Source organism: Bombella pollinis (assembly GCF_026385485.1).
In the GTDB taxonomy this organism is placed as follows: Bacteria; Pseudomonadota; Alphaproteobacteria; order Acetobacterales; family Acetobacteraceae; genus Bombella; species Bombella pollinis.
Window position 1 is genome coordinate 234196 of record NZ_JANIDX010000003.1, and the last position, 13437, is coordinate 247632.

General features: G+C 55.6%; 11 protein-coding genes. 10 read left to right on the top strand and 1 reads right to left on the bottom strand.

What is annotated here, in order from left to right; all coding sequences use genetic code 11:
- The first annotated feature begins 59 nt into the window (after positions 1-59).
- The 8 genes from argS (at position 60) to NQF89_RS04445 (ending at position 8327) form a co-directional block, all read left to right on the top strand.
- A complete protein-coding gene (gene argS / locus NQF89_RS04410) occupies positions 60-1871 on the top strand; it encodes an arginine--tRNA ligase (protein WP_407652349.1) in 1812 nt (603 codons plus the stop codon).
- Positions 1872-1874: 3 nt separating this feature from the next.
- Positions 1875-2879 carry an SPOR domain-containing protein gene (locus tag NQF89_RS04415; RefSeq protein WP_266137606.1) on the top strand — a complete coding sequence of 335 codons (1005 nt, stop codon included), beginning with the start codon at positions 1875-1877 and terminating at the stop codon, positions 2877-2879.
- Between the two features lie 18 nt (positions 2880-2897).
- On the top strand, positions 2898-3659 hold the full coding sequence (locus NQF89_RS04420; RefSeq protein ID WP_266137607.1) for a segregation and condensation protein A: 762 nt from the start codon (positions 2898-2900) through the stop codon (positions 3657-3659).
- Positions 3652-4290: an SMC-Scp complex subunit ScpB gene (gene scpB, locus NQF89_RS04425; RefSeq protein ID WP_155579153.1), complete on the top strand. Its 639-nt coding sequence runs from the start codon at positions 3652-3654 to the stop codon at positions 4288-4290. The genes NQF89_RS04420 and scpB overlap by 8 nt, the downstream gene beginning before the upstream one ends.
- Before the next feature lie 15 nt (positions 4291-4305).
- Positions 4306-4914 (top strand): Sec-independent protein translocase protein TatB, encoded by a 609-nt coding sequence (tatB, locus tag NQF89_RS04430; protein ID WP_155579154.1) that lies wholly within the window; start codon positions 4306-4308, stop codon positions 4912-4914.
- A gap of 92 nt (positions 4915-5006) precedes the next feature.
- Positions 5007-5780: a twin-arginine translocase subunit TatC gene (gene tatC / locus NQF89_RS04435; protein ID WP_230873269.1), complete on the top strand. Its 774-nt coding sequence runs from the start codon at positions 5007-5009 to the stop codon at positions 5778-5780.
- Between the two features lie 29 nt (positions 5781-5809).
- The gene (gene serS, locus NQF89_RS04440) at positions 5810-7075 is read left to right on the top strand and encodes a serine--tRNA ligase (protein WP_266137608.1); all 1266 of its coding nucleotides are present in this window, start codon (positions 5810-5812) and stop codon (positions 7073-7075) included.
- 145 nt (positions 7076-7220) lie between these two features.
- Positions 7221-8327 carry a hypothetical protein gene (locus NQF89_RS04445; protein WP_266137609.1) on the top strand — a complete coding sequence of 369 codons (1107 nt, stop codon included), beginning with the start codon at positions 7221-7223 and terminating at the stop codon, positions 8325-8327.
- A gap of 66 nt (positions 8328-8393) precedes the next feature.
- On the opposite strand, the gene NQF89_RS04450 is transcribed toward NQF89_RS04445, so the two are convergent.
- Positions 8394-10886: a helicase-related protein gene (locus NQF89_RS04450; RefSeq protein WP_266137610.1), complete on the bottom strand. Its 2493-nt coding sequence runs from the start codon at positions 10884-10886 to the stop codon at positions 8394-8396.
- Between the two features lie 193 nt (positions 10887-11079).
- Between NQF89_RS04450 and NQF89_RS04455 the strand changes: the two genes are divergently transcribed.
- Both NQF89_RS04455 and gorA read left to right on the top strand, forming a co-directional pair.
- A complete protein-coding gene (locus tag NQF89_RS04455; RefSeq protein WP_155572912.1) occupies positions 11080-11973 on the top strand; it encodes a ferredoxin--NADP reductase in 894 nt (297 codons plus the stop codon).
- Between the two features lie 46 nt (positions 11974-12019).
- On the top strand, positions 12020-13411 hold the full coding sequence (gene gorA / locus NQF89_RS04460; RefSeq protein ID WP_266137611.1) for a glutathione-disulfide reductase: 1392 nt from the start codon (positions 12020-12022) through the stop codon (positions 13409-13411).
- The last annotated feature ends 26 nt before the right edge of the window (positions 13412-13437 follow it).

Sequence of the window (13437 nt, forward strand, 5' to 3'; positions counted from 1 at the left end):
GAAGAAAGACCAAGCCGTAAGAAGGGCTTTGGCAGGTTTTAAAGGGAATAATATAGATTATGGCAGCTCTTGCCCCGACAGCATCATCTCCAGATTGTCTTTTTTCCGTCATGCGCGAGAAGGTCGTTGCGGCTCTCAAGACCGTATTGCCTGACCTGCCAGATGATGTTGCTGCCCGTGTGGAGGTCACTCCTCCGCGTGATGCGTCCCATGGGGATATGGCAACGAATGCGGCCCTTTTGGCAGCAAAGCCAGCTAAGCGGAAACCTTTTGAGATTGCTAAAGAGCTTGTCGCGCAGCTAGAGGCTTTGCCTGACATCGCCCATGTAGAGATGGCAGGCCCTGGCTTTGTGAATATGACCTTAAAGCCTGCTTTGTTTCATGATGTCGCAAAAGCTGTTCTCAAGCGCGGGGCGGCTTATGGGCAGTCCCGCTTAGGGACGGGGAAACGTGCGAATGTGGAGTATGTTTCGGCTAATCCGACCGGGCCGATGCATGTTGGCCATTGCCGTGGGGCTGTGGTGGGGGATGCACTAGCGAACCTGCTAGCAGCAGCGGGTTTTAACGTCACGCGGGAATATTACGTTAATGATGCTGGGGCGCAAGTTATTGCGCTAACATGGGCGGCTTATTGGCGGTATCTTCAGGCTATTGGTACGGAGATTCCGGCTGATGAGTTTGGGGCGTTGGCCCCGAGTGGTTTGCAATATCAAGGTGATTATCTCATTGCTGTGGGGCAGGCTTTGGCCAAAAAACATGGCCGTGCCCTTGCCGGGGCTGATGGGGGTGTTGCCCCAGAGGATGCGTGGTTTGAGACTGTGCGGGCGGAAGCTCTCGCCCAGATGATGGGGATGATTAAAGAGGACCTCGCAGCTTTAGGGATTCAGCATGAAATCTTTAGCAGTGAGGCAGAGATTTTAAAGAGCGGGAAGGTGGATGCGGCCATCGCTCAGTTGGAAGCGCGCGGCCTGCTTTATGAAGGCGTGTTAGAGCCTCCAAAGGGTAAGAAGCTCGAGGATTGGGAGGCGCGCCCTCAGACGCTTTTCCGCTCGACAGAGTTTGGGGATGACCAAGACCGCGCCTTGCGGAAGTCTGATGGGTCGAACACATATTTTGCCAATGATGTCGGCTATCATGCTGATAAAGCATCCCGTTCGGACCTTTTGATTGACGTATTGGGGGCTGACCATGGCGGCTATGTCTCGCGGATGCGTGCAGCCATTACGGCGTTGACGGAGGGTAAGACGGCTTTTGAAGTCGTGATGTGCCAGATTGTGCGTGTCGTAAAAGATGGCGAGCCAGTGCGTATGTCCAAACGGGCTGGCACCTTTGTGACCTTGCGGGATTTGATTGATGAAGTCGGCAAGGATGCCGTGCGCTTTACCATGCTGACCCGTAAGGCCGATGCGCAGATGGAGTTCGACCTCAATGCCGTTGTTGCGCAGACGCGGGATAACCCGGTCTTTTACGTCAATTACGCTCATGCACGTTGTCGGTCTGTTCTACGGTTGGGGGAGGAGCGTTACGGGGCGGAGGCTATGACAGAGGCCGCCCTTGCAGGGCAGGATTTATCTTCCCTTACAGCGGATGAGGAATTAGCCGTCTTACGCCGCATTGCAGAATTGCCCCGCCAGATCGAGGCCGCTGCTCTCGCGCGGGAGCCGCACCGTATTGCAACCTATTGCATTGACCTTGCGGCGGACTTCCATGCGCTTTGGAATCGCGGGCGTGAGGAGACGAGCTTGCGCTTTATTCAAGATGATGCCCCAGAGGCAAGCAAGGCACGCTTGGCTCTTGTTGCGGCCATTGCGGCGACATTGCGCATCGGGCTAGGGCTTCTAGGTGTTGAGGCGGTAGAGGAGCTACGCTAAGCCATGGCTAGGCCGGATGATGAGTATGAGGATGACACACCCCCACAAGGGCGCGAACGCTTAGCTGGTGGGGCGCAGCGGCCGCCGCGCAGAGAGCGCAACGTGCGTGATGGCGATGCGGCGGGTCGTGCGGGGTTTGTCTCATCATTTCTAACAGGTCAATTCGGCACGCGTGGTTTGATGATTCTTGCCCTTGCGGGAGCGGTCTTGCTGCTTGTGATTGGCGGGGTGTGGAATTGGGTTGTGGGCAGTCATCCCGCTGGTGTGCCTGTGATTGGCCCGCCGCCCTATGCTGTGAAGGATCGCCCCGCTGACCCCGGCGGTATGATGATTATGGGGGATGATACAACCAAAAGTGACGTTACCGGTCGCGGTGCGGTGCATTTAGCCCCCCCGCCAGAACAGCCCGATGCGGGCTTGCTTGCGGGACGGTTGGACCAGCCTGCAACCAATGGGGAGGAGAAAGTAGCGGCCTCTGACGCTACCGCTCATAAAGAGGGTGAAGCCTCGTCACTGTCGGAAACGAAGCCGCCGTCTGGGGCAGATAATGCAGGGGCTTCCCCTATGGATGGGGAAACAAAGACTGAAGCGAAGCAAGAGGCTGTGAAAGCTCCAGCAGCGCAAACCTCAGCCGTTCAGGAAGGGGAGCTTCCTCCCCCGGCAAAAGTTGCTCCCTTGCCACCGGCTATACTCGATAATGCAGCAGGGCAGGGGAAAGAGGCCAAGGCGGCGCAGGCCGAAGCACCAGCCCCGGCCTCTGCGACATTATATGAAGTACAGCTTGCTGCTTTACAAAATGAGGCGCAAGCCCGGCAGGAATGGGCGCATCTGCGTAACCGCTTGCCAGACCTTTTAGGCGGGCGTGAGCCTATTTTGCGGACGGTGGAGCGCGATGGTAAGCACTTCATCCGTTTGCGGGTGGGAGGCTTTGCTGACCGGGCAGCGGCGCGGCAATTCTGTGTGAAGCTGCATGCGCAAGCGCAGGCTTGTGCTGTGGTGACAAACTAACGCAATGGCCTATCGCTTGTGAGTGACGCATTGCATTTGGTGTTGGAGGGGTTTGAGGGGCCGTTGGACCTCCTTTTAGACCTTGCGCGCTCTCAGAAGGTGGACCTCCAGAAAATCTCCATTCTGCAACTCACAGAGCAATATCTGGATGTTGTAGAGCGCGCCCGCCGTGGGGCGGAGGCGTTACGGTTGGAGATAGCGGCGGATTGGTTGGTCATGGCGGCGTGGCTCGCATGGTTAAAATCTCGCCTTTTGCTGCCATCTGCTACGCAGGATGATGAGGCGGAAGATGCCGCTGGGCAGTTGCATGAGCGGTTGATTGACCTAGAACAGATGCACCGTGCTGCGGCATGGTTGGAGGAGCAACCGCGCTTAGGGCGTGATGTGTTTGCCCGACCAGAGCCGGAAAATCATACGCGTATTGAGATGGCCCCGCTCAAGGGGGATATGCTGGCTTTGGTTCTGGCTTATCTTGCTGCGCGGCGGCGGAGCGGGCGCAAACGCTCTTATTCTCCACGCGTGGCGCGGTATTGGAGCATCCAGCAAGCGCGCTCTGCACTCGCACGGCTTTTAGGGCGGGCGCATGTGGCCGGGTGGCAATCTTTGGCGTCTGTTTTGCCAGAGCTAACAGAAGGCGGCCCCCTTAGCCAGCGCGCCGCCCTCGCTGGGGCTTTGATGGCTGGGTTGGAGATGGCCCGTGGGGGGCAGGTGGAGTTACGGCAGGAAAATGCGTTTGGCGTCATAGAATGGCGGCAGAGAGAGGAGAGCGGGCATGAGTGAGCGTGAGATGCCGTCAACCATGCTGGAGATTCCGCCGGACATGGTGGAGCATGATAGAGCCGCAATGGCAGTTAGCTTTGTAGAGGCTCTGCTATTTGCCAATGCGGGGCCGGTTTCTGCTAGTGCTATTGTGGCGATATTGCGGGAGCAAGGGTTAGAGGAACAGGCAGATAATCCCGGTGCTGTTCTTGATGGGCTGGCCCAGCGTTATAAAGGCCATGCGGTGGAGCTTCAGGCGGTATCTGGTGGTTGGCAATTACGGACACGCGCTATGTTTGGCCCCGCCCTTGCGCGGGTGATTGAGCGACCAAGGCGGTTGAGCCAAGGCACGTTGGAGGCTTTGGCGATTGTGGCGTATCATCAGCCTTGCACGCGGGTGGAGATTGAGACAATACGCGGGGTACGGCTTGGGCAAAGTATTCTTGATACATTGCTTGAGGAGGGATTGATAACCCCTAAAGGGCGTAAAGAGGTGCCGGGGCGGCCTGTTCTTTGGGGGACAACGCCACAATTTTTACGGATTTTTGGCCTTGCGAGCCTTAATGACCTCCCCAGACGGGAAGAATTGCTCTTTGAGCCGCCTTCCGATGAGGGGGGAAGTGAGCTAGAAGAAACCATTCGGCCTTCATAAGGGGGAGATGGGACGATGTTTGACCTGAGCTGGACGGAAATTGCCTTATTGGTGATTGTAGCACTCGTCTGTATTGGCCCTAAAGACCTCCCCGTGGCGATGCGGACGCTCTCTAAGACGCTTAAAGCCATTCGGAAGATGGGGGCGGAGTTTCAGCATCATATTGATGAGATGGTTAAAGAGGCCGATCTCAGTGAAGCACGAGATCAATTACGAGAGATTAGGCAATTTAGCCCACGCGAGCAGTTACGCAAGGCGATTGATCCTGACCGCACATTAGAAAGGCAAATGGGAGGTAGCCCTCAGGAGGGGATGCCTATGGCACCGCCGCCCCCTCCACCACCCCCGCCTCCGCCGCCTGCACCGGGGAGTGAGGAGTTAGGACAGCCGCGTTCTTATACAAACCCCCAGCCGCATAATGCCCGTATGCAAGAGCAAGCCGCAGCGTTGGAGCGCGCGCCCGCACTCCTCCCCCCGACGACGGCTCTACGCTTGATTGAAGAAGCACGTTATTGGCATCGTCCTGCTTTCTTGCCGCCTGAAATTGCTTTGCATCATGGTAAACGTACGACCATTCTTGCGCCATCACAGCCTCATAAAACGAGGGAGACAGCGACCTCATGACCCAGCATGACCCCTCTAAAATAAGTGAGCCGACCTCCCAACCCCTCCCCACAGCAGAAGTGCAGGATAATGGGGCTGTAGAGGATAAGCCCATGCCGTTGCTGGAGCATTTGATGGAGCTTCGGCGACGGTTAATTTGGTCTTTAGCGACGTTCGTAGTGGCGTTTTTGCTATGTTATCACTTCTCGGGTGAGATTTACCGCTTTCTGGCCGCCCCTTTAGCGAGCATTATGCGGCAGAAGGGTGAGCAACCGCATTTGATTTATACAGCCCTTTATGAGGCTTTTTTTACCTATGTGCGTGTAGCGGTTTTTGGGGCTTTCTTCCTCTCCTTCCCGATGATTGCTATCCAGGCATGGATATTCATCGCACCGGGTTTGTATAAGAATGAGAAAAAGGCCTTCGCGCCCTTTTTGATTGCCACACCGGTGTTGTTTGTCGCAGGGGGGGCGTTGGCCTATTACCTCGTCTTCCCCTTTGCGTGGAAGTTCTTCCTCTCCTTCCAACAATTAGGGGGGGCGAATCAGATGGGCATAGAGCTGCAAGCGCGTGTCTCGGAATATCTTAATCTTGTCACCAAGATGATTATGGCCTTTGGGATTTGCTTTGAGCTTCCTGTGATATTAACACTCCTTGTCCGGGCCGGGCTTGTGGGGACGGGGCAGCTAAGGCGTGTTCGCCGTTATGCGTATGTGGCGGCTTTTGCGGTTGCAGCGGTATTGGCCCCGCCGGATGCAATTACGATGCTGGGCCTCGCTATCCCGCTTGTAGGGTTGTATGAGGTCTCTATCCTAACCGCTCGCTTGGTAGAGCCTAAGCCTATCACCGCTGATGATGACGATGAGACCTCATCCACCCTCCCATAATTAAGAGCTTATACGGAGTATCTGACCTTATGCACGACCTTAAAGCCCTACGCGCTGATCCTGCTGCTTTCGATGCCGCTTTGGCACGGCGTAACCTCCCTGCTGTGGCGGAGAGTTTGGTGAAAGAGGATGAACAACGCCGGGCGGCTTTAGCTGCATTGCAGGAGGCCCAAGGGCAAAGGAAAGGCTTGGCAAAAGAGATTGGCCAAGCCAAACGGGCAGGGGAGGATACAACCGCCATCGAGGCCCGCGGTGCGGCATTGCGGGAACAGATTGCTGCGTTAGAGGCCCGCGCGAGCGAAATCCAAGCGCGCATTGATGGTGTCCTCCAACGCTTGCCAAACCAGCTTGATGCTTCCGTGCCTGATGGCAAGGATGAGAGCGATAATGTCGTGGTGCATCAACGCGGGGAGGTGCCGTCCTTTGCGTTTGAGGCCAAACAACATTTTGAGCTTGGTGAAGCTTTGGGGCTGATGGATTTTACCGCGGCGGGTAAGATTGCAGGCTCGCGGTTTGTGATGTTGCGTGGAGCCCTAGCGCGGCTAGAGCGGGCCTTAGGGCAGTTTATGCTCGATGTGCATACGGGGGAGTTTGGTTATGAGGAGGTCACTGTACCGCTTTTGGTGAATGAAGCGGCTATGTATGGCACGGATAAATTACCCAAATTTGCGGAAGATTCGTTCCATACAGATGATGATCGTTGGCTCATCCCTACGGGGGAAGTGCCGCTGACAGCCTCAGTTATGGGGGAGATTCTCACGGCGGAGAGTTTGCCACGGCGCATGACAACCCTCTCCACCTGCTTCCGCTCTGAGGCTGGCTCTGCGGGGCGGGATGTGCGGGGTATGTTGCGCCAACATCAATTTACGAAATGCGAGCTTGTCTCCATTGTCGCACCAGAGGAGAGTGAGGCAGAGCATGAGCGCATGACCCGTGCAGCCGAGACCGTGTTGGAGCGGCTGGGCCTGCCCTTCCGCCGTGTGTTGCTTTGTGCGGGTGATACAGGCTTTGGGGCGGCTAAAACATATGACCTAGAGGCATGGTTGCCGGGGCAGCAAGCATGGCGGGAGGTCTCCTCTTGCTCCAATACGCGGGACTTCCAAGCGCGGCGGATGAATGCCCGTTTGCGTAAGGAGAAGACGATTGCCTTTGTGCATACACTAAATGGCTCCGGTCTTGCGGTGGGGCGGGTGATGATTGCCCTGATGGAAGTGTATCAGCAGGAGGGTGGCAGCATCATCGTGCCGGAGGCCTTGCGCCCTTATATGGGGGGTATTGATGTTATTCGTTCGTAACCTATGCAGGTGACGTGTGCGACCCCTTGTTTTTGTTCCTCTTTTTGCTGGTAGGCTTATAAGGGGCTGTGATAAGTTAACAGCATTATAATTTTTGATGCACCGGGGGTGGTATATCCTCAGTGTTATATTTTCGGGATAAAGTATGACCTTGCTTCGTTCTATGGGGCGTGTGTTGGTGGTTAGTGCGCTTGCTCTTACGTCCTGCGCGTCTTCAGTCGGTCCGCATAATATGCGGCGGGACCGCTTGGATTATGAAAGGGAAATGAGCCGACAGCAGAATCAGGAGATGCTCTTTAACATTGTGCAGCTCCGTTATTCTCTGTCGCCGACCTTGATTGAGACGACACAAATCATCTCGGCTTACACAGCTGAGACGAGTTCTAGCGCGAATATTAGCGGTACGCCGTGGATTCAAGGGGCAGGTGGGTCGCTGGGTGGCTCTTTAGGCTATTCCTATAGTGATAGCCCGACTGTGACGTATCAGCCTGTTTCTGGTGTGCAATTCTCAGTGAATATTTTGCGGCCGATTTCGCCACAGACGCTTCTTCCGTTGATTTCCAGCGGGTTGCCGGTGGATACATTATTGCAAATGACGATGCAATCTATCGGCCCGGCGAGCAATACAACTAGCACGATTGCAGGGACGGAGGGTAAAGAAGCCTCCATCCGCTTTACGTATTTACTGCGCGCGTTGCGTAAATTGCAGGCTGGTAATGCGTTGAGTATCCGTAGCGTTGCCCCTACACCCGCAACAAAGACACAGCCAGCCCAGCCAGAGCGGACCTTTATTCTCTTACCTAAGAGCAGTTCTCCAGAGATTACGGAGTTGCAGAACCAAGTGCGCCAAGCTTTGCAACTCCCCGCAGGCAGCGATCAAGCTGAGGTTATTTATGGCCGTACGGCGGATCATCCCGGCCAGGTGGCAATGGTGACGCGTTCCATGTTGTCCATTTGGGAGGACGTGGCCAGTACGATGGAAGTGCCCAAAAAAATGGTAGAGAAGGGCATTACAGCTCCCTCTGTTGTGCGTGGTCCGAATGAGCCGCAACCAGCGATTCTTATCCATTGTAGCGCAGCGCGTCCGGGTGATGATGTCGCTTATACAGCTGTGGAGTATGAAGGGTCTTGGTACTGGATTGCAAAGAACGACCTTGCCAGTAAGCTTGCTTTCTCCATGCTGCAATTCATCCATGCGATTGCTGAGACAGCAACGTCTAAGGGGGCAATGGTCACTATTCCGAGCCGGTAAGGTGAGGGTTTAGCGTTGTCGCAAAAAGGGCGTGTCCTACATTTGGGCACGCCCTTTTTTGTGAGGTTAATGTGTTTTGCGTTTGTGATGTGGTTTTTTAGAGCTTAAGTTGCTTTTCTTACCATGGGAGGCTTTATGATGGCCGCGTTCTCCTGCATGGGGTTTTGGATGATGCTCGCCCCGGCGGCCCTGATGGCGGCGGGAGGTCTCGCGCATCCGGCTCTGGGTGCGGAGGACATGCTCAATCCATTCATCTAGGATAGCGGCATTTCGTTCCGCCACGATGAGCTCTGGGTAATTATCGGGGAAGCGCATTGCCAACCACCGCCATGTCACAAGGCGGCGATGGCGTTTTTCAGCGCGTTCTAATTCTTCACGCCCGGCGGTAGAGGCTTGGGGAAGGCGGCCCGTGCCGGGGGGGAAGATGGATTGCCCGCGCGCATGGAGGGCCGCCCATTCTACAAGGCGGGGGATGCCGTTATCGCGTGTGTTGATAGGACACATGGCGTAGGTCCAGCGGGTGGAGAGGTCTAACCCATCCACCCCCTCCAAGGCTGCGGCAATCTCTAACGCTTGCTCCATATCCGCAAGGCGGTAATTGGGGTCATCAGGGCGTAAAACAGCCCGTTTAATGCGGGTTAGCACACCATAGAGGCTGTCTGATTCCATCTCTTGAGCAACGGCTTGCACAATATCAGCATCGGGCTGCACAAGGGGGCGTAGCTCTAGCATAGGCTCTGGTGGGGCTTCGAGCATATGGCGGATGAAGCTGGGACGGCCCGCCCCTTCTAGCACGCAGACCAAGCCTTCCTCATGTTTACCAAAACGGCCTGCGCGCCCGCCAATTTGCTTGACCTCTTGAGAGACAAGATTGCGCGTTTGCCGCCCATCATATTTGCGCAGCGTGCTGAATACCACCCGGCGAATGGAGAGATTAAGCCCCATGCCAATCGCATCGGTTGCGATGAGGATGTCCGCTTCACCACGGTTAAAGCGTGCTGCCTCGGCCCGGCGGACCTCTGGGCTTAACGCCCCGTAAATAACGGCTACCCGGCGGTTATGGGCCATTAGCTCGGCGCGGAGGTCTAGCACATCCCGGCGAGAGAAAGCGATGAGGGCATCCCCTGCGCGGAGGTCCGTTAAGGCAAGCGTACCCGCAGGGCGTAGCGGGCTTTTACGCTCTAGATGGATCTCATCAACGGGGTCATTACAGAGTTCGGCAATGCGTTTGACGAGGGGGATGCAATCTGCCGCGCCTAAGATGAACACATGGCGGGCAGGCACCCCCATAATGGCCGCTGTCCATGCCGCACCTCGGTCAGGGTCGCTGAGCATTTGGGCTTCATCAATGATGGCCACATCAACAGGGTTGTTAAATGGGCACATCTCCACGGTAGCGGCAAGATGGCGAGCGGTGGGGTCGATGATGCGCTCCTCCCCCGTGGTGAGGGAGGCAGGCACGCCGCGGCTTAGCATAGCCTCGCGGAACTCATGGGCTAAGAGGCGCAGCGGGGCGAGGGCCAGCCCACTTTCTGCTTGGGCGAGGGCCTCTAACGCTGTGTGAGATTTGCCGGAGTTGGTCGGCCCTGTCACAAGCGTGATGCGGCGATTAAGCGCGCGTGCCGTGCGGAAATGCGCTGCAAAGCGGTCTAATGCCGCTACACGCGCGATAGCTGCATTGCCTTTGCGGGCTTGGGGGCTATCATCATACTCTTCATCGCGTTTTTGGCTTGTCCCACGTCGCCAGCTATTGAGGAGCGGGCGGCATTTTTTAAGCTCGGCTGGGTCAAAATAGAAAATCTCCAACCCGTCTGGCTGTTGGTCGCGTTTGGCGATGGGGATGCGCTGTTCTGCAATCCAACGTAGGGCTTCGCGGCGGGAGCAATGCAGAAGGGCGGGGAGTTTCTCAAACCCGACAAGTGTGGCTTCCCAGTCTTTAATTTTCTGTAGCTCGCGTGCACGGCGGGCCTCGGCTTTGGCGCGGATGTCCTCTTGCTCGCGTGCGCGGCGTTCTTCCTCAAGGATCAGCTCATCTTCAAAGCCGAGATCAACCCCACCAAAGGCACGGGCAATGCTGTGGGAGAGACGCTCAATTTGCGCACCAGAGAGGTACGTTCCCGCATCGGCTAGGTCGGCACGCACATCATCAAGGACGCGCAAGGGGGTATCGGCCATATCCCGCCAGCGTTCCTCCAAGAGGCTTTCCAGCACGGCGGCTTGGCCTTCCTCATCAATGAGGGGGTCGTGAATCCGTTCCGCTGCGAGGAGGACATCAGCTTTACGTACCCAAACCGCCCCGCTGCGATGAGCATGGTTCATCATGCTGTTAGCCCAACCACGGCGGCGGACTTGGCAGAGCGCGTGGAGGAGCTCGGCTTCATTAATGCTGGTTTTATCAGCCCCTAAACGGCGCGCCACTTGCCGGAGCAAAGCGGCACGTTCACGCGGGGTGATGGCAAGATGCGTGCCAAAGGCTTCTTCAGCCTGTGTTAAGGCGAACTCCGCAGGGGAGAGAGGCGTTGTATTGGCGGAATCATAAGAGGAGGAAGCATCTGTCATAGGGGTGTTTTCGGGAGTGGTGGGTAGGGAAGTCAAGCAAAAAGGCGGGTATGGCTGTGTTTGTGATGACAAAAGAGGAAAAGATAGGCATGGTACGGGGCATGATGGGTGGTAATGATGGCCTCTCGCTAGTATCACCCCCTTGAGATAAAAGATTGTGACCTAGCGTCATTTTGGAGAGAAAGACGGATTCATGAGCACACCTTATCCTGCTGAATCAGCTCCGACCCCTGTTATTGCTGAGCCATTGACGGGCCTCGTCCCTTTTGAAGGGTATGAGGGCCAATATCGCCTTGCTGTCCCAACGCAAGAATATGGCCATCTTTATCCGGCCACGGTGAAGCAAGTGCATCATTGGACAAATCGGCTCTTCAGCTTCACCACGACTCGCGACCCCGGTTTGCGCTTCTCCAACGGGCAATTTGCGATGATTGGGATTGAGGTAGAGGGCAAGCCGTTATTGCGTGCTTACTCCCTTGCCTCTGCGAATTATGAGGATCAGATGGAGTTCCTCTCCATTGCGGTGGAGAATGGCCCACTCACTTCCCGCCTGCGCCATGTAAAGGTTGGTGATACGGTATTGATTGGCCGTAAGCCAGTTGGCACTTTGTTGCTCGATAATCTCAAACCGGGGCGGAATCTATATTTCCTCTCCACCGGGACGGGTCTTGCTCCTTTCATGAGCTTGATTAAAGACCCTGATGCATATGATCGCTATGAGAATGTCATCCTCACCCATACAGTGCGTGAGCGTGGGGAGTTGGCCTACCGGGATTACATCACCAATATCCTGCCAAAGCATGAGTTCCTTGGTGAAGATGTTGCTGCGAAGCTGAAATATTATCCCGCTGTGACGCGTGAGGAGTTCCCCGTGCAGGAGCGTATCACGGCATTGATCAATAATGGCCGCATCTTCCGTGACCTGAATATTGATGAGCTAGACCCAGAGCATGATCGTGTGATGATTTGTGGCTCCCCAGAGATGCTTGCAGATACACAAAAACTGCTGGAAGAGCGCGGTTTTGAGGAAGGTAATATGAGCCGCCAAGGCTCTTATGTGGTCGAGAAAGCGTTTGCAGAGCGGTAAAGCCGCGCTGTAAAGGCAGGAGTCTTTGCGGGGAGGGATACACGCTATGCAGGAATTGGATCTCTTTGTCATTGGTGCTGGCTCAGGTGGGGTGCGTTGTGCGCGTATTGCCGCGCAGAACGGGGCCCGCGTGGGCATTGCCGAACGCCGTCATTGGGGTGGGACCTGTGTCAATCTCGGTTGTGTCCCCAAAAAACTGATGGTCTATGCTGCAGAGACAGGCCGTATGATTGAGGATGCCCCAGCTTTTGGTTGGGATGTCCAACGGCCTGAAACATTCGATTGGTATAGCTTCCTTGCTGCGAAAGACCGTGAGATTGAACGCCTAAATGGCATTTACATCTCTATGTTGGAGAAAGCAGGCATCACCCTTTATACGGGGGATGCCCGTCTGATTGATGCTCATACGATCGAGATTGGCCCTTCTGTCCTTGCACCGGATGCCCCGGTACAGCGCGTGCGGGCTAAGAAGATTGTCCTCGCCACAGGTTCGACCCCGATACGGTTGGACATTCCCGGTGCAGAGCTGGCCATTACCTCTGATGAGCTATTTCACCTCCCAGAGCGGCCCCAAAGGGTTGCGATTATTGGCAGCGGGTATATTGGGGTGGAGTTTGCTGGTATCTTAGCCGGTATGGGCTCTCAGGTGGATTTATTCTACCGTCAGACGTTGCCCTTGCGCGGCTTTGATGGTGAGGTCCGCGCTCATCTAAAAGAGTTGATAGACCTATATGGCATTACGCAACATCCCGGCACGAGCCCCGTGCGGTTAGAGGATGTTGGCGGTGGTAAAGCTGTTCGCCTTGTGTTGGATGATGGCACAGCTTATGAGGTTGATGCTGTCATTATGGCAACGGGTCGCCGGGCCGCTATTGATAAGCTAGGCCTTGATTCTGTTGGCGTAGTGATGGAGAAGGGCCATGTTGTCGCTGGGATTGATGGGCGGACGAATATCCCTTCTATTTATGCGATTGGGGATATTCGTGATGAATATAACCTAACCCCCACGGCGATTGCAGAAGGCCATATGTTGGCCGAGCAGCTTTTTAACCCGCAAGGGCGCACATGGTCGTTTGAGACGTTGCCTAAGGCGGTGTTCTTCTCCTCCCCTATAGGGGTTGTGGGGCTGAGTGAGGAGGAAGCGGCCCAAAAGCATGACCTCGCTATTTATACATCCACCTTCACCCCCATGCGCCAAATATTGCCGAAACGGGCCGGGAAGGTGTTGATGAAGCTGGTGGTGGACCGCCAGAGCGACATTGTGTTGGGCGCGCATATGGTCGGGCCTGATGCGCCAGAGATTATCCAAATGCTGGCTATTGCTGTAACGGCAAAGCTGACGAAGAAGCAGTTGGACCAAACGATTGCTTTGCATCCTAGCACTGCAGAGGAGTTCGTGACGATGAGAACCCCAACCCGTATGGTGGATAAGCAATAAGGCTTTATTAAAGGGGTGAGATAGGC

Bases quoted from the DNA above. Each gene is read 5' to 3' on its own strand.
- scpB (WP_155579153.1), top strand. From the start codon at position 3,652: ATGAGTGAGCGTGAGATGCCGTCAACCATGCTGGAGATTCCGCCGGAC.
- tatC (WP_230873269.1), top strand. From the start codon at position 5,007: ATGCCGTTGCTGGAGCATTTGATGGAGCTTCGGCGACGGTTAATTTGG.
- tatB (WP_155579154.1), top strand. From the start codon at position 4,306: ATGTTTGACCTGAGCTGGACGGAAATTGCCTTATTGGTGATTGTAGCA.
- NQF89_RS04445 (WP_266137609.1), top strand. From the start codon at position 7,221: ATGACCTTGCTTCGTTCTATGGGGCGTGTGTTGGTGGTTAGTGCGCTT.
- argS (WP_407652349.1), top strand. From the start codon at position 60: ATGGCAGCTCTTGCCCCGACAGCATCATCTCCAGATTGTCTTTTTTCC.
- serS (WP_266137608.1), top strand. From the start codon at position 5,810: ATGCACGACCTTAAAGCCCTACGCGCTGATCCTGCTGCTTTCGATGCC.
- NQF89_RS04415 (WP_266137606.1), top strand. From the start codon at position 1,875: ATGGCTAGGCCGGATGATGAGTATGAGGATGACACACCCCCACAAGGG.
- NQF89_RS04455 (WP_155572912.1), top strand. From the start codon at position 11,080: ATGAGCACACCTTATCCTGCTGAATCAGCTCCGACCCCTGTTATTGCT.
- NQF89_RS04450 (WP_266137610.1), bottom strand. From the start codon at position 10,886: ATGACAGATGCTTCCTCCTCTTATGATTCCGCCAATACAACGCCTCTC.
- gorA (WP_266137611.1), top strand. From the start codon at position 12,020: ATGCAGGAATTGGATCTCTTTGTCATTGGTGCTGGCTCAGGTGGGGTG.